Annotated in this window: 14 protein-coding genes; 9 read left to right on the forward strand and 5 right to left on the reverse strand. The window is 71.9% G+C overall.

The features are described 5' to 3' along the window. Positions 1-4 precede the first annotated feature (4 nt). From ACYVLT_RS21970 to ACYVLT_RS22000, 7 genes are all read left to right on the forward strand, one after another. On the forward strand, positions 5-2521 hold the full coding sequence (locus ACYVLT_RS21970) for an ABC transporter permease (protein WP_461122042.1): 2517 nt from the start codon (positions 5-7) through the stop codon (positions 2519-2521). A 144-nt stretch (positions 2522-2665) separates the two neighbouring features. Next, positions 2666-4060: a hypothetical protein gene (locus tag ACYVLT_RS21975; RefSeq protein ID WP_461122043.1), complete on the forward strand. Its 1395-nt coding sequence runs from the start codon at positions 2666-2668 to the stop codon at positions 4058-4060. Continuing rightward, on the forward strand, positions 4042-4746 hold the full coding sequence (locus tag ACYVLT_RS21980; protein WP_461122044.1) for a hypothetical protein: 705 nt from the start codon (positions 4042-4044) through the stop codon (positions 4744-4746). The genes ACYVLT_RS21975 and ACYVLT_RS21980 overlap by 19 nt, the downstream gene beginning before the upstream one ends. Before the next feature lie 325 nt (positions 4747-5071). Next, positions 5072-6355 (forward strand): ABC transporter substrate-binding protein, encoded by a 1284-nt coding sequence (locus tag ACYVLT_RS21985; RefSeq protein ID WP_461122045.1) that lies wholly within the window; start codon positions 5072-5074, stop codon positions 6353-6355. A 62-nt stretch (positions 6356-6417) separates the two neighbouring features. Continuing rightward, complete coding sequence (locus ACYVLT_RS21990; protein WP_461122267.1) at positions 6418-7332, forward strand: carbohydrate ABC transporter permease; 915 nt, start codon at positions 6418-6420, stop codon at positions 7330-7332. A gap of 5 nt (positions 7333-7337) precedes the next feature. Next, positions 7338-8183, forward strand: a complete 846-nt coding sequence (locus ACYVLT_RS21995) for a carbohydrate ABC transporter permease (protein ID WP_461122046.1) — start codon at positions 7338-7340, stop codon at positions 8181-8183. A gap of 8 nt (positions 8184-8191) precedes the next feature. After that, the gene (locus ACYVLT_RS22000; protein ID WP_461122047.1) at positions 8192-9610 is read left to right on the forward strand and encodes a GH1 family beta-glucosidase; all 1419 of its coding nucleotides are present in this window, start codon (positions 8192-8194) and stop codon (positions 9608-9610) included. Between the two features lie 64 nt (positions 9611-9674). On the opposite strand, the gene ACYVLT_RS22005 is transcribed toward ACYVLT_RS22000, so the two are convergent. From ACYVLT_RS22005 to ACYVLT_RS22025, 5 genes are all read right to left on the reverse strand, one after another. Beyond that, the gene (locus ACYVLT_RS22005; protein ID WP_461122048.1) at positions 9675-10661 is read right to left on the reverse strand and encodes a LacI family DNA-binding transcriptional regulator; all 987 of its coding nucleotides are present in this window, start codon (positions 10659-10661) and stop codon (positions 9675-9677) included. An 81-nt stretch (positions 10662-10742) separates the two neighbouring features. After that, positions 10743-11831 carry a GNAT family N-acetyltransferase gene (locus tag ACYVLT_RS22010; RefSeq protein WP_461122049.1) on the reverse strand — a complete coding sequence of 363 codons (1089 nt, stop codon included), beginning with the start codon at positions 11829-11831 and terminating at the stop codon, positions 10743-10745. A gap of 75 nt (positions 11832-11906) precedes the next feature. Further along, positions 11907-12293 (reverse strand): hypothetical protein, encoded by a 387-nt coding sequence (locus ACYVLT_RS22015; protein ID WP_461122050.1) that lies wholly within the window; start codon positions 12291-12293, stop codon positions 11907-11909. Between the two features lie 73 nt (positions 12294-12366). Beyond that, entirely contained in the window at positions 12367-13482 is a 1116-nt protein-coding gene (locus tag ACYVLT_RS22020) for a winged helix DNA-binding domain-containing protein (protein WP_461122051.1), read from the reverse strand. After that, on the reverse strand, positions 13479-13874 hold the full coding sequence (locus ACYVLT_RS22025) for a hypothetical protein (protein ID WP_461122052.1): 396 nt from the start codon (positions 13872-13874) through the stop codon (positions 13479-13481). Before ACYVLT_RS22025 ends, ACYVLT_RS22020 begins: the two co-directional genes overlap by 4 nt. A 121-nt stretch (positions 13875-13995) precedes the next feature. Here ACYVLT_RS22025 and ACYVLT_RS22030 point away from each other — a divergent pair, with 121 nt between their 5' ends. After that, the gene (locus ACYVLT_RS22030; protein WP_461122053.1) at positions 13996-14547 is read left to right on the forward strand and encodes a DM13 domain-containing protein; all 552 of its coding nucleotides are present in this window, start codon (positions 13996-13998) and stop codon (positions 14545-14547) included. Positions 14548-14794: 247 nt separating this feature from the next. Then, positions 14795-15787: an AraC family transcriptional regulator gene (locus ACYVLT_RS22035; protein ID WP_461122054.1), complete on the forward strand. Its 993-nt coding sequence runs from the start codon at positions 14795-14797 to the stop codon at positions 15785-15787. Positions 15788-15802 lie beyond the last annotated feature (15 nt).

A 15802-nucleotide genomic window follows, 5' to 3' on the forward strand; every position in this document is an offset into this window, starting at 1 on the left:
CCTGATGCTGCGCACGATCATCGCGGGCCTCAAGGCCCGCACCGCGCGGCTCGTGCTGTCCTCGGTGGCGATCGCCCTCGGCGTCGCCTTCGTGACCGGCACGCTGGTGCTCGGCGACGCCATGAACGCGAGCCTGCGCGACGAGTTCGCCAAGGGCGCGCGCAACGTCGACGTCTCGGTGACGCTCTCGGGCGAGTCGTCGTCCGACGCCGAGGGGATCGACCCGGGGACGTTGGCGAAGATCCGGCAGGCGCCGGGCGTGGCGGGCGCCGACACGCGCGGCGCCCAGACGGTGCCGCTGGTCGCCGCCAACGGCAAGGCCAAGCCCGCGTGGGCCGTTTCGCTGGCCACCAACGAGAAGCTGAACGAGTTCGACCTCGTCGAGGGCCGCTACCCGACCTCGGCCGCCGAGATCGCGGTCGACAAGCGCACGGCCACCACCGCCAAGCTCGCGATCGGGCAGCCGGTCGTGCTGCTCGGTGAGCAGGACCAGCGGTCCACCTACACGCTCGTCGGCACGTACCAGCAGGGCACGAACCAGATGTCGTTGTCCGGCTACGACCACATCGGGCTGACGCCCGAGGCGTTCCAGGCGCTGCGGCCCGAACGGCTGCCGTACCAGGCCGTCGCCACCGCCGCGGCCGGCTTCACGCAGCAGCAGGTGGTCGACAACGTCCGCAAGGCCATCGGGGACGGCGGGTTCTCGGTCCAGAGCGGTGAGGAACTGGCCAAACAGACGCTGGAGCGGGTCGAGTCCCAGGCGGGCGAGCTCACCACGGTGCTGCTGGCGTTCGCGATCATCGCGCTCGTGGTCGCCGCGATGGTCATCTACAACACGTTCACCATCCTGGTCGCGCAGCGCACCCGTGAGCTGGCGCTGATGCGGTGCGTGGGCGCGAGCCGGAGCCAGGTGTTCCGCGGCGTGCTGGCCGAGGCGCTGGTGATGGGCCTGACCGCGTCGGTGATCGGCCTGTTCGGCGGCATCGGGGTGTCCGCCCTGCTGCAACAGGTGATCTTCTCGTTCGACGAGGGCGGCGGCGGGGGCACGGTGCTCCTGCCGGTGACCGTCACGACGGTGCTCGCCGCGTTCGCGGTCGGCACGCTGGTGACCGTGCTCGCCGCGGTGCTGCCGGCCCGCAAGGCGACCCGGGTCGCGCCGGTGGCCGCGCTGCGCAGCCAGCCCGACAGCGGCGAGGAGGTGCACCGCACCGGGGTGCTGCGCGTGCTGACCGCCGTGCTGTTCGCGGTGATCGGCGTCGGCGCGGTGGTGTACGGCATGGGCCTGGACGACGAGGAGACGGCGATGCTCGCCGCCGGCGCGGGCACGATGGCGTTGCTGGCCGCGGTGCTCGTGCTCGGTCCGCTGCTGGTCGGCCCGGTCAACCGGGTGCTGGGCGCGGTGCCGCGGGCGCTGCTCGGGGTGCCCGCCAAGCTCGCGTCGGCCAACGCGGGCCGCAACCCCAAGCGCACGGCCGCGACCACCGCCGCGCTGATGATCGGCGTGACGATCGTGGCGCTGGTGACCGTGGTCGCCAACAGCGCCAAGGAGACCGCCAACGCCGAGATCGACCAGCGGATGCCCGCCGACTACACGGTGACGTCCGCGGTGTACGGCCGGCCGCTGCCCGAGGAGCTGGCCGACCAGCTGGGCGTCGTGCCGGAGGTGGCGAAGGTCGCGCCGACCACGGTGGTGTACGGCGAGCGCGGGTACTTCACCGGCGTGTCGCGTGACGCGATCGGCGACCTGTTCCGGCCGACGGTCACCAGTGGGTCGCTCGCCGACCTCGGCGACGGCGCGATCGCGGTGAACGCGGAGTACGCCAAGCGCGAGGGCGTGTCGGTCGGCTCCACCGTGACGATCGAGGCGGAGCGGGGCGAGCCGCAGCAGCTCAAGGTGGTCGCCGTGATCGAGGGGCAGCGGCTGTCCGACGGGGTCATGACGATGGCTACGTCGCTGAGGTTCCCGCAGGCCGCCGAGGGGTACGAGAGCATCCTGGTCAAGCTCAAGGACGGTGCCCAGAACGGGCGTGCGGCGGTCGAGAAGGTCACCGACCCCTCGCCGTTGGCCGTGGTGGACAGCGCGGCGGAGACGAAGGAGCAGCTCAACCGGCAGCTCAACCAGGTGCTCGGGTTCATCTGGGCGCTGATCGGGCTGGCCGTGGTGATCGCGCTGTTCGGCATCGCCAACACGTTGACGCTGTCGGTGCTGGAGCGGACGCGCGAGTCGGCGCTGCTCAGGGCGCTCGGCCTGACCCGCGGCCAGCTGCGGTTGATGCTCGTGGTCGAGTCGGTGCTGATGGCGTTGATGGGCGCGGCCCTCGGGCTGCTGCTGGGCATCGGCTTCGGCTGGGTGCTCACCGAGGCGTTGTCGACCGACACGATCTCGGTGGACCTGGTGGTCCCGTTCGGGCAGATCGGCGTGATGCTCGCCGGCGCGGTGGTGGCCGCGGTCCTGGCCGCCGCGCTACCGGCCCGGCGTGCCGCCCGGACCTCGGTCGTCGCGGGGATGGCCGAGGCGTGAAGACCCGGCGGCCCGCTCTTCTTCGGGGGAGGAGCGGGCCGCCGGGTTCCCGGTCGGTTCACGGCAATCGACTCGTACCTCGCTGCACGCGCTGGTACAACTGCACCCCATGAGCAGCACATCGGGTGGCTCCCAAGGACGACGGTGAACCCGGCGGGGACCGCCCGGCCCACGATCGTCGTGGTCGAGGTGGAGGGCCCCGGTGACGTGCGGCAGGTGGTCGCCGACGCGCTCCGAACCGCCGGTGTGCCTTGGGACGCCTGCCGTCGCGAGGACCGCGGCAGCGGCCTGTTCGTCCTGGTGCCGCCGGAGTTCGACCGGGCTCCGCTGGTCGAGGCGCTGCCGGACGCGCTGGTGCGGGCGCTGCGGGCGCACGACGGCGCCGGCCGGATCGGGCAGCGGTCCCGATTACGCGTGGCCGTGCACGCCGGCGAGGCTGGTTCCGACGGCCCCGGCGTCACCTCCACCTCGCTCGCCGCCGCGTTCCGACTCCTCGACGCGCCACCGGTGCGGCAGGCGCTCGCCGATTCCCCCGGCCACATCGCGCTGATCGTGTCCGCGCAGGTTTTCGACGAGGTCGTCCGCCACTCCGCGGTGCTCGCTCCCTCGACGTTCCGCCCGGTGCCGGTCGAGGTCGGGGGAGTGCAGGACACCGCGTGGGTTGCCTCGCCGGACGACGTCCGCGCCCCGGGCGCCGCCGCGAGCCGCGCCGCGGACAACCGCGCGGGCAACGTCGCGGGGACCGTCATCCAGGCGGGGACGATCGGTCAGGTGACGAGCCAGTCCCCGGCGTTCGGCCGTGGGCAGGTCCTGGTCGCCGCCGGTGTGGCGGTCCTGCTGGTCGCGGCGGTCATCGTCGCGGTGGTGTTGAACGACGGTGACGTCACGGTGACCAACAACAACACCGTCGTGATCCCCACGACCTCGCAGCCGCCACCGGAGTCGGTGGTGGCGTTCCAGGGATGGCCCGACTGGTGCGGGACGTCCTACCACTCACCACCGAAAGTCGAACAGGCGCTGGCCATCACGGACTCGCACGAGCTGAACCGCGTGGCCGAGGGGCGCGAATTGACTCCCATCAGGATCACGGCCCAGGCCAAGGGTGCTGAGGACATCCTGCTGACGGGGATGCGCTTGGTCGAGGTCGCGGTCCCGCCGCCGCCGACCACCGGCGTCATGCTGGTCCCGGTCTGCGGCGGCAGCCGGGTCACCCCGCGCAACTTCCAGGTCGACCTCGACCACCCGGACCCGGTCGCCAAGCCCGTCCCGATCATCAGCGACACCGACGGGGCGTACTACCCGGCCGTGCCGTTCCCGTTCCGGATCTCGGCGGACGAACCCGAGGTCTTCGACCTGCACGTGGTGCGGGCACAACCGTGCGACTGCCGGTTCGTGGTGGAGATGGACTGGGTCGTGCGCGGGCAACGTGGCACCAGTCGGGTGACCGACGAAGGCGAGGGGTTCCGCTTCATCGTCGGCGACGCCTTGGCGCGATACCGACTCGACCGGAGGAGCGGGACGTGGGTGCGGGAAGGATGAGGGCCGCGGTGCTCGCCGTCGTGACCGCCTGCCTCTGCCTGGCCGCCTGCGGTGTCGACGACTCGCCGGACCCACCGGGAGGTGGCGGCACACCCGGCGCGCCGGCCGTGAGTTCCGTCGCGCCGGGCCCGCCGAAGGACTTGCCGGCGGACCTCGCCCTGCCGCTCGCAGGAGAGGGCGTCACCGTCGACCGCGGCTTCTACACCGAGTGGATCCCGGCGACGGCGTGCCCGCGGGAGGCGGACGGAACGCCGCGCACGACCATGGAGTCCGACCTGCTCCGCACGGGATTCCTCAGCGCGACGAAGGTCGCGGACCGCAAGCAGGCCTGGCAACTGGGCGTGTACGCCGACCCGGACGCCGCCCACCGCGCTTTCACCGAGCTGCACGCGGCCATCGACCGCTGCCAGACCGGGGTGCAGACCGCCCGCCACCCCCGGGACGACCTGGGTGCCGACGAGGCCTTCGCCAAGGCCTTCTACTACCCGGCCGGGGAACCCGGCGACCGGGCGTCCGAGTACACCGCCCACGTGGTGGCACGCGTGGACAACGCCCTGGTCGCGCACATGGTCGGGGAGAAGGACACCCCGATCCGGGATCCGCGCGCTCCGGGCGAGCCCACGGCCGAGGCCGTCCGGGGTTTCGTGTCCCAGCTCTGCGAACGGCACCGGTGGTGCCGCGGCTAGTCGCCCGCGCGCCGTGTGACGTGGGTTACAAGATTTTCGGCGAGCACGCGTCACATCCAGGGCTGGAACGCCTCTAACAGGGTGCGGGGTGGCTCGGGCGAGGGCCGGGCCACCCGGCTTCGCACACCTCCCGCCGCCGGGCTCACGGAACGTGCTCGACCATTGCGGTCCGTGCACGAGAGCGCTTCAGATTGTTGCGGAACGGTGTCGACCGGTTCTTCCCGGGTTGACACCGCGAATCGCGACTCACCAGTGTGAGAGCGCTCTCATGAGAGCGCTCTCACGGTGTCGGGCCCGAGCCCGGCGAGTGCGTCGAGGAGGACGGATGAGCAGGACTCCGGTCGGCCGGACCACGTCGATCACGGCGGTGGCGTTGACCGCCGCCCTGGTGGCCGCGTGCGGTGGCGGGGGAGGTGACGCGGGTGACGGCAAGGTCAAGCTGTCGATCGGGATCTTCTCCGACTTCGGCTACACCAACCTGATCAAGGAGTACCAGGCGTCGCACCCGGACGTCGAGATCGAGCAGCGCACGGTCAAGATGGAACAGCACCACACCCAGCTCGCCACGCAGCTCGCGGGCGGTCGGGGCGCCGCCGACATCGTGGCGATCGAAGAAGGCAACATCACGCAGTTCCGCCAGTCCAAGGACAAGTTCGTCAACCTCGCGGACTACGGCGCCAAGGAACTCGCGAGCCGGTGGGCCGCCTGGAAGTGGAACCAGGGCACCACCGACGGCGGGAACTTCGTGCTCGGCCTCGGCACCGACATGGGCAGCCTCGCGCTGTGCTACCGCCGCGACCTGTTCGAGGCCGCCGGCCTGCCGACCGACCGCGAGGAGGTCGGCGAGCTGTGGCCGACCTGGGAGAAGTACCTGGAGGTGGCGGACACCTTCACCCGCAAGACGCCGGACGTGAAGTTCGTCGACACCGCCCAGAACGTCTACAAGGCGATCCTCGACCAGACCGAGGAGGGCTACTTCGCCAAGGCCGACGACTCGTTCATCGGCGACCGGAACGACCAGGTGGAGCGGGCCTTCACACTGGCCGCGAGCCTGGGCGAGAAGAAGCAGACCGGTGCGCTGGCGCCGTTCAGCCAGGACTGGAACGTCGCGCTCAAGCAGGCGTCCTTCGCCACCACCACCTGCCCGGCGTGGGCGCTCGCGCTGATCAAGGCGGGCGCCGGCGACGCCGCGGCCGGCAAGTGGGACGTGGCCGCCGCGCCCGGTGGCGGTGGCAACTGGGGCGGCTCGTTCCTCGCCGTGCCCAAGCAGGGCAAGCACCCCAGGGAGGCGTACGAGCTGGCCAAGTGGCTGACCGCGCCCGAGCAGCAGAAGCGGATCTTCACCGAGACCGGCAACCTGCCCAGCGAGCCCGCCGCGTACCAGGACCCGGAGGTCACGGCCACGGTCAACGAGTACTTCAACTCCGCACCGGTCGGCCGGATCTTCGGCGCCTCCGCGGAGAGCCTGAAGCCCACCTACCGCGGCACCAAGGACGCCAAGGTCACCCCGGTCTTCAACAACGCCCTCTCGCGCGTGGAGACCGGCAAGCAGTCCACTTCGGACGCTTTCGCCCAGGCCGTCGGGGAAGCGCGGGACGCCGCCAAGTGACGGTCGCACCGGAACGGGCGGCGGGACGGGGCACGGCTGCCGTCCCGCCGCCGGCGCGGCGCCTGTCGTGGCGGGACCGGCTCGGCCGGCTCGACACGAGGTACACGCCGTACGTGATCATCGCGCCGTTCTTCGTGGTGTTCGCGGTCTTCGGCCTCTACCCGCTGCTGTACACCGCGTGGGTCTCCCTGCACGACTGGCAGCTCATCGACGGCGACCAGGGCTTCACCGGCCTGGCCAACTACGCCGAACTCCTGTCGGACGAGAACTTCTGGAACGCGCTGGGCAACACGGTCAGCCTGTTCCTGCTCTCCACCGTGCCGCAGCTGTTCGCCGCGCTGGGCCTGGCCGCCCTGCTCGACCGCGGCCTGCGCGGCCGGGCGTTCTGGCGGGCGGGCGTGCTGCTGCCCAACGTGATCTCGGTGGCCGCGGTGGCGCTGGTGTTCGCGCAGCTGTTCGGCCGCGACTTCGGCATCGTCAACGCGCTGCTCGGCTTCGTCGGGATCGACCCGGTCGACTGGCGGGCGCGGACGTGGGCCTCGCACCTGGCGATCAGCTCGATGGTGGTGTGGCGCTGGATCGGCTACAACGCGCTGATCTACTTGGCCGCGATGCAGTCGGTGCCGCGGGACGTGCACGAGTCGGCGATGCTCGACGGCGCGTCGCGGTGGCGGGTGTTCTGGTCGATCACCGTGCCGAGCATCCGGCCGACGATCCTGTTCACCGTCATCGTCTCCACGATCGGCGGCATGCAGCTGTTCGTGGAGCCGCAGCTGTTCGACCCGGGCGGCACGGCCACCGGCACCGGCGGTGACGACCGGCAGTTCCAGACCCTGGTGATGTACCTGTACGAGAAGGGCTTCCGGTTGTTCGACGCGGGCTACTCGTCGGCCATCGCCTGGGTGCTGTTCCTGGTGATCCTGGTGGTGGCGATGGTGAACTTCACGCTGGCGCGACGCATCGCGTCGAAGGGGTGAGGCCGGTGCCCGCGACGAGGTCCTCCAAGCTGTCGGTCAAGGCCGGGCCGTTCACCTACGCGCTGCTGGTGGTCGTGCTGCTCGCGTCGGTCTTCCCGCTCTACTACTCGTTCCTGATCGCCGGCAAGGACAACTCCGCGCTCGGCGACGCGGTGCCGTCGCTGGTGCCCGGCGGGAACCTGGTGGCCAACCTGACCAGGGTGTTCGACACCGTCGACTTCTGGCTCGCGATGCAGAACTCGCTGGTCGTGGCGGGCACGGTGGCGATCAGCAACGTCGTGCTCGGCACCCTGGCCGGGTTCGCGTTCGCGCGGTTGCGGTTCCGGGGCGGCAACTCGCTGTTCCTGGTCGTGGTCGGCACGTCGATGGTGCCCACCCAGCTGGGCGTCATCCCGCTGTACATGCTGATGTCGGACCTGGACTGGTACGGCACGCTCCAGGCGGTGATCGTGCCCGCGCTGATCGGCGCGTTCTCGGTGTTCTGGATGCGGCAGGCGTGCGAGGAGTCCGTGCCCTTCGAGCTGGTCGAGGCGGCCCGGGTGGACGGGTGCTCGGTGCTGCGCACGTTCTGGCACGTGGCGTTCCCGGCGGTGCGCCCGCAGGCCGCGGTGATGGGCATGTTCACGTTCATGACCGCGTGGAACGACTTCTTCTGGCCGCTGATCGTGCTCGACCCCAATGACAGCCCCACGGTGCAGGTGGCATTGTCGACCTTGGCGAGCGGTTACTACACGGACTACTCGCTCATGCTGTCCGGCGCGTCGCTCGCGGTGCTGCCGGTGGTGGGGATCTTCCTCCTGCTGGCGCGGCAGATCGTCGGCGGGATCATGCAGGGCGCTGTGAAGGGGTGAACTCGTAGATGACGACAACCGACCCGGACACCGAGGTCGGGCGGGGCCTGCTGCGCTTCCCACCGGATTTCCTGTGGGGAGCGGCGACGGCGTCCTTCCAGATCGAGGGTGCGACCACAGTGGACGGTCGTGGTCCGTCCATTTGGGACACGTTCGCGGCGAGGCCGGGTGCGGTGCTCGGCGGTGACACCGGCGACCCGGCGTGCGACCACTACCACCGCTACCCGGCCGACGTCGAGCTGATGTCGGAGCTGGGGCTCGGCGCGTACCGGTTCTCCCTGGCGTGGCCGCGCATCCAGCCGCTCGGCTCGGGTCGGGTGGAGCCGAGGGGGCTCGCGTTCTACGACCGGCTAGTGGACGAGCTGCTCGGCCGGGGCATCCAGCCGGTCGCCACGCTGTACCACTGGGACCTGCCGCAGGCGCTGGAGGACCGCGGCGGGTGGCGCGACCGCGACACCGCGTACCGGTTCGCCGAGTACGCCGCCGTGGCGCACGAGCACCTGGCCGACCGGGTGCGGCTGTGGACCACGCTGAACGAGCCGTGGTGCTCGGCGTTCCTCGGGTACGCCGCCGGCGTCCACGCGCCCGGCGTGGTGGACCCGAAGGCGTCGCTGGAGGCCGCGCACCACCTCATGCTCGGCCACGGCCTGGCGGTGCGGGCGATGCGCGCGCAGGCGCCAGCCGACCACCGGTTCTCCATCGTGCTGAACTTCTGCTCGGTGTGGGTGGACGACGACGCCTCGCTCGACGCCGCCCGCAAGGTCGACGGCCTGCAGAACCGCCTGTTCCTCGACCCGCTGGGCGGCCGCGGCTACCCGGCGGACGTGGTCGAGGACACGGCGTGGCTGGGCGACTGGACGGCCGTGGTGCGCGACGACGACCTGGACGTGATCGCCACGCCGATCGACTGGATGGGCGTGAACTACTACAGCCCGACCCGCGTCGCCGCCGCGGCCGACCCGCTGGTGGTGAGCGGCGGGCCGTACCCCGGCCTGCGGGGCGTGGAGTTCCTGCCGCCGCGCGGCGAGGTGACCGGGTTCGGCTGGGAGGTCGACGCCCGCGGGCTCACCGAGCTGCTGGAACGCCTCCAGCGCGACGTCGGCCTGCCGCTGGTGATCACCGAGAACGGCTCGGCGTTCCCGGACGTGGTCGAGGACGGCCAGGTGGTGGACGAGGCGCGCACCCGGTACCTGGTCGACCACCTGCGCGCGGTGCACGAGGCCATCGGCGCCGGTGTCGACGTGCGCGGGTACTTCGCGTGGTCGCTGCTGGACAACTTCGAGTGGGCGGCCGGCTACAGCCAGCGGTTCGGCATCGTGCACGTCGACTACGACACGCAGGTGCGCACGGTGAAGCGGAGCGGTCGGACGCTGGCCCGGGTGATCGGCGCCAACGCCGTCCCGGCCACCGGCTACGACCTGCGGTGACCCTTCGGTCGGGGGCCGCTCGCCGGTGCGGCCCCCGACCGACCGGGTGCGCGCACGGCGGCGACTACGCGGACTCGCGCCGGACCAGCACCGTGGGCAGCACCTCGCGCCGGGCCCGGATGGACTCGCCGCGCAGCAGCCGCAGCAGGTGGGTCACCATGTGGCGGACCTGGGCGCTGGTGTCCTGCCGCACGCTGGTCAACGACGGGGTGGTGTGCGGCGCGATCATCGGGTGGTCGTCGAACCCCACGATGGCCACGTCCTGCGGCACCCGCTTGCCCGCCTCGCGCAACGCGTCCAGCACGCCGGCCGCCATGTGGTCGGAGGCCACGAACGCCGCGTCCAGGTCGGGCACCCGGGCCAGCAACGCCTCCATCGCCTTCCTGCCGCCCTCGCGGGAGAAGCCGCCGTCGGCCGTCATCAACGCGGTGGTCTCGTCGTCGGCGCCGACCGCCGTGCGCCACCCGGCCAGCCGGTCCATCGCGGAGTGCTCGTCCAGCGGCCCGGTCACCGACACGACCTTCTTGCGCCCCAACGAGATCAGGTGCTCGGTGGCCAGCAGGCCGCCGCCCTCGTTGTCGTGGTCGACGGTGTGCAGGCCGCGCAACGAGCCCCACGGCCGACCCGCGTACACCACCGGCAGCGGCAGCTTGCGGGCCACCGTCGGCAACTGGTCGCCCTTGTGCGGTGCGAACAGCAGCGCGCCGTCCACGTGCCCGCCGGCGAGGAACCGCTCGGCCCGCGCCTGGTCCTGCGTCGAGTGCACCAGCATCAGCACCATCTGCACGTCCGCGTCGGCCAGCGACCGGGCCGCGGACCGGATCAGCCAGGCGAAGTGCGGGTCGTCGAAGATCTTCGGCTCGGGCTCGGAGAACACCACGGCCACCGCGCCGGAACGCCTGGTCACGAGCGCCCGCGCGGCCTGGTTCGGTTGGTAGCCCAACTCCATCACCGCCGCCGTGACCGCCTCGTGCGCCTCCGGGCTCACCCTGGGCGACGCGTTGAGCACCCGCGACGCCGTCGCACGGGAGACGCCCGCCTTCGCCGCCACGTCTTCCAGCGTGGGCCGCGCGCCTGAGTGCGATTGAACCGACACGAGCACCACTCCTCGACGATCGCCTACGAATCCAGCTTAGCCGGAGGCGACCTGCCGGGAAGCGCTCTCAAGACGACCCGGAACGGTGATCCGGGGGGGCTCGGTGGCGATCGACACCCGCAGCAGACCGTCCTCCCGGCGCACCGCCGTCGGCAGCCCGGCGCGGGCCGCGGTGCGGACCAGTCCCGTCTCGGCGGGCAGGCACCAGCCGACCAGCTCGCGCCGGCCGTCCGCCCGTGCCGCGCCGGCCAGCGAGCGGAGCAGCGCGGTGCCCACACCACGACCCTGCCAACCGGCCTCCACCAGCAACGACACCTCGGCGCTGTCCGGAGTGGACATCGGGATGAGCTGCCCCATCGCGACCACCCGGTCCGCGCACTGGGCCACCACCGTGCTGCCGCGCGGCGGGCTGAGCAGCCGGTGCAGCCAACGCCTGGGCACCGTGCGCATACCGGCGTGGTAGCGGTGGAACAGGGTGCCCATCGAGCACCGGGAGTGCAGGTCGGCGACCGCGTCCTCGTCACCCGCGCGGCCGGGCCGCAGCACCAGCGCCATGCCGTCCTCGGTCAGCAGCGCGGTGGGCCGCGCCGCCGCCGCGCCGCGGGCGGCGAGCAGGTCGATCAACACCTGCCCGCGGGTCAGCTCCACCTGCGTGAAGGGGGCCCAGCCGCGTCGCGCCAGGAACACCGCCCCGTCACGGGTCACCAGTCGAGCGGTGTTGGCCTGCGCCGCCTCCGGCGTGGCGCCCTCCTCGGGCACGGCCACCACCGAGTCGGCCGCCAGCACGGTGCGCAGCGCGTCGCACACGGCGTCGGGGTCGCGCAGCGCGTGCCCGGCCACGCGCAAGGCCGCCGTCGGCGCGTCCACCAGGTCGTGCAGGTCGGCGGCGGTGATGCCGACGCAGCGGCCGCCCTCGGCGCGCACCGCGTCCACCAGGTCCGCGGGCAGCAGGCCGGGCCCCGCCTGGACCACGAGCTCGTCGATGACGCCGCCGGGTACCGGCAGCACGGACAGCGCCAGCACGTTGCAGTCCTGGTCCGCGAGCCGGATGGTCACCCGAGCCAGGGCGCCGGGACTGTCGTCCAGCTCGACGCGCAGTCGCCAGGTCTTCGGTGTGGTGTCCATGGACCCAGGCTGCTCGACCGACGTTGCCGGGCGGGGACGTGGGCGTTTCGGCGACGTTGAGCCTTGCCGCGCGGGTCAGTCCCGGCAGTGCGGTGGCGGCAGCGGGTTGAGCGGGCTGCACGGCCACTCGGTGTTGCGCACGGTCGTCGTCGTGGTCGTCGGAGGCGACGTCTGCGGCGGGGTCTCCGGTGGTGGCGGCGGCGCGGCCGGTGGTGGCGTCGTCGTCGTGGTCCGGACCGCGGTGGTCGAGCTCGGCGGCGACGAGATGGCGTCCGTGGTGACGGCGCTCGGCGGCGTGGTGGAGCTGCTGCCGCCGGTAGCCGGCCGACCGGTGATCCACGTCGAGGCCGGGGTGTCGGCCTGCTGGTCGTCGTTCACCCCGTCGAGGTACACCCCGAGGAGAACACCCGTCAGCGCCGACGCCGCCACGGCCAACCCGCACGTGGCCCACAGCACCCGCACAGCAAGCCTCCTGACAGAACGCGCTTGTGGCGCAACGGTGAGCGGCTGAACAGTACCGCCCGTCGGACCAGTCCTACTCGGCCCAGTGCACCTCGGTCCGGTGCACCTCGGCCCGGGCGGCCAGGCGGTCCACTTCGTCGAGCACGGCTTTCCGCGCCGCAGCGGACAACGAGCGGAACGGTCGCACGGTGACGGCCGTCCGTCGACCCCGGCGCTCCTGAGACCAGACGCCGGCCATCATCCCGTTCACCAGGAGTACCGGGGACAGCCATCCCTGCGGTCGGTACACCTGTTCAGGCGTCCCTCCATCGAGAAAGTGCGTGGCTTGCCGTGTCGCCGCGACGACGTACTGGTCGAACGCGGGCAGCAGCCGGACCGTCTCGACCGGCTCCGCCGCGCGCAGGCCCTCGACGTCCTCGGTCCGCGCCCAGCAGGCGGTGCCCTCGACGTCCAGCGGCTCGACCCGGTCGCCGAGCGCCTTGAGCACCCGACCGCCCTCCGCGGGCTGCACGCCCCACCAGCGCGCGAAGTCCTCCCTGGTCGCGGGCCCCTGCTGGGCCAGGAACCGCAGCGCCACCCACTCGACCGCGCCGTCGCGGTCCGCCAGGTCGACCCCCAGCCACGTCCGCGGTTCGGTGAACCGGACCAGCTGCCCCTCGCCGGGCCCGAAGACGAGCCTGCCCCGGAACGACGCGGGCTTGAGGTAGGCGCCCCAGCTCTCGCGCAGCTTCCCGCCGATGTGCGCCGACGTGCGCGCGGCGACCTCGTCGGCCAGTTCGGCGCGGGTGAGCACGCGGTCCGCCAGGACGTCGCCGACCGCGTCGACCAGCGTGGTCAGCTCCTCGGCGGTGATGTGGAAGTTCCGCAGCCACACGGGCTTGAGGTAGTGCCGGTAGGTGGCGAACCCGGCCTGCCACAGGGGGTACTCGGCGACCGGCAGCAGGTGCAGCGTCCCGCGCATCGACCAGGTCTTGACCAGCGTGCGGTCGACCCACAACGCCCGTGCCACGGCGTCGTCGTCGAGGTCGTCCACGCGTGCGCGCAACGTGGCCTCGGCGGACGACATCACCTGCGCGTGCAGCCCGCAGAGCCGCGAGACGACGTCCAGCGCGTCGGCGGCCGGTCGCCGGACGTCCAGGCCGTGCCTGCGGGTGCGCCAGGCCGCCACCTGCCGCCAGGTCACGGTCACCGGCGCTCGCCCCGCGTCTGCGTGGCCGTGGGCCTGCGTTCCAACACCGCCGTGCCCAGCACCCGGGCCAGCACCAGCCCGGCGCCGGACAGGCCGGCCACCAGCACCGCGCCGGTCATGTGCCAGGTGGGTGCGTCACCCGTACAGGTGAACACTTCCGTGAACTTGGCCGAGGAGCAGGTCACGAACGGCACGGAGGCCAGGCCGATGCTGGCCGCCGCGACCCCGCCGAGCAGGGCCGATCCGAACGTGCGCATCAGCGGGAACGCGGCGTTGGCCGCACCGACCGCGGCGATCGTGAACAGCAGCGGCACGGGGTGCGGGAACGGGCCGAACGCGGCGCAGCCCACCATCAGCGCGCACACGATCGCCAACCCGGCCCGTTCACCCACCCGGCGACCCTAACAACGCGGGCCTGCGAGGCGTCAGAACTTCGTAAGCCGATTTCGGCCGCGTCCCGCCGCCCGGTTCGCCAGAGTTGTCGGTGAACGAGACGACTCCGGAAGGCGTGCGATGTCCAAGCGGGTAGTGGTGATCGGGGTGGCCGGCGTGCTGGTGGTCGCCCTGGCGGTGGGGTTGTACCTGTTCCAGCCGTGGCGGCTGGTCACCGACCGGACCGCCGACGAGGCGCTGCTCGTGCCGCCGCCGACGACCTCGGCCACGATGACGAGCGCCCTCGTGACGGCCTCGGCAACCACGACGACGCCGGCACCGCCCGCCGGTCCGGTCGCGTTGGCCGCGGGACCGTTCCGCTCCCTCGACTACACCACCACGGGCAGCGCCACCCTGGTCCAACTGGTCGACGGCAAGCGGGCGGTGCAGTTCGAGGCGCTGGACACCAGCGACGGCCCGGACCTCTACGTGTACCTCTCGGACAAGCCCGCGGACTCGCCCGAGGAGGCCTTCGGCTCCGGTTTCACGAAGTTGGGCAAGCTCAAGGCCAATCGGGGCAACCAGGTCTACGACGTGCCCGCCGGCGTCGACCTCACGGCCGTTCGCAGCGTCGTGATCTGGTGTGAGAGGTTTTCCGAGGGTTTCGGGGTAGCACCCCTGGAACAGGGCTGACACATAGGTGAAACAAATGTGGAATGGTCTGTGCCATATATAGCCTTTTCGACGTATTGACGTATCTGGTCTAGACCACCTAGAGTAGAGAGCACCACAACGTCCCTCGTTGGTGGGCGGGCGGATGCCCCATCGACGAGGAGCCGGCTCACTGGGGTGGGCCACCGTGGCGGCGGCGCGGCGCTTTCTCTCCCCGTTCCGCGCCGCCGCTCACGGCCCGCTGTGACGGTGATGCACACTGTGAGTGATGCTCACCAGGACCATCGCCATCCACTACGTGAACGCCGCGCTGCGTGGCGCGGTGCGCCGTGGCGTCGACGTGACCGGGCTCCTGGCGGCCGCGGGCATCGGCGAGGCCCTGCTGGCCGACGAGCGCGCCCGGGTCACGCCCGCCCAGTACACCAAGCTGGTCCAGACGCTGTGGGACGTGCTGGACGACGAGTTCATGGGCCTGGGGCCGCGGCCGAGCAAGCGCGGCACGTTCCCGACGATGTGCCTGCTCGCGGTGCACTGCGCGTCGCTGGAGGACGCCCTCCGGCGCGGCCTCGCGTTCTACGGGCTGTTCGACGTGCGGCCCGCGATGACCTTGGGGGAGCAGCACGGCGCCGCCGTGTTCACCCTGTCCACGGAGGGGGTGGACGACCCGGACCGGTTCCTGGTCGAGTCGTTGCTGGTGCTGTGGCACCGGTTCTCGTCGTGGCTGATCGGGCGGCGGATCCCGTTGCGCGGGGTCGACCTGTCCTATCCCGAACCGCCGCACGGCGCGGAATACCACCTGATCTTCGGCGCGCCGCTGCGGTTCTCCGCACCCGCCACGACGTTGACTTTCGACGCGCGGTTCCTGCGGATGCCGGTGGTCCAGGACGAATCCGCATTAAGGCGGTTTCTGCGCAATTCCCCCGCCGAATTGCTGTCCCGGCGCGATTACGGCGCGGACGCGTCCAGCCAGGTGCGGCGGATGCTCGGCGGCGGGGTGGTGGGTCTGGAGAACGTGGCCGCGCGCCTGGGGATGAGCGCGCCGACGCTGCGGCGGAAGCTGGCGGCCGAGGGCACGTCGTTCCGCGAGGTGCGCGAGCAGTTGCTGCGCGACCAGGCGGTGGCGAGCCTGGTGCGCGGTGGCGAGTCGGTGGAGGAGTTGGCGCTGCGGCTGGGTTTCTCCGAGGCGAGCGCATTTCACCGGGCGTTCAAGCGATGGACGGGCGCCAGCCCTGGCACCTACCGGGGCGGGGCTGTTGGCTGATCCCGCCGGACGGCC

It is taken from the genome of Saccharothrix stipae, assembly GCF_054781895.1.

Excerpts from the sequence above, each read along its gene's own strand:
- ACYVLT_RS21970 (WP_461122042.1), top strand. The coding sequence starts at position 5 with ATGCTGCGCACGATCATCGCGGGCCTCAAGGCCCGCACCGCGCGGCTC.
- ACYVLT_RS21985 (WP_461122045.1), top strand. The coding sequence starts at position 5,072 with ATGAGCAGGACTCCGGTCGGCCGGACCACGTCGATCACGGCGGTGGCG.
- ACYVLT_RS22000 (WP_461122047.1), top strand. The coding sequence starts at position 8,192 with ATGACGACAACCGACCCGGACACCGAGGTCGGGCGGGGCCTGCTGCGC.
- ACYVLT_RS22010 (WP_461122049.1), bottom strand. The coding sequence starts at position 11,831 with ATGGACACCACACCGAAGACCTGGCGACTGCGCGTCGAGCTGGACGAC.
- ACYVLT_RS22030 (WP_461122053.1), top strand. The coding sequence starts at position 13,996 with ATGTCCAAGCGGGTAGTGGTGATCGGGGTGGCCGGCGTGCTGGTGGTC.
- ACYVLT_RS22035 (WP_461122054.1), top strand. The coding sequence starts at position 14,795 with ATGCTCACCAGGACCATCGCCATCCACTACGTGAACGCCGCGCTGCGT.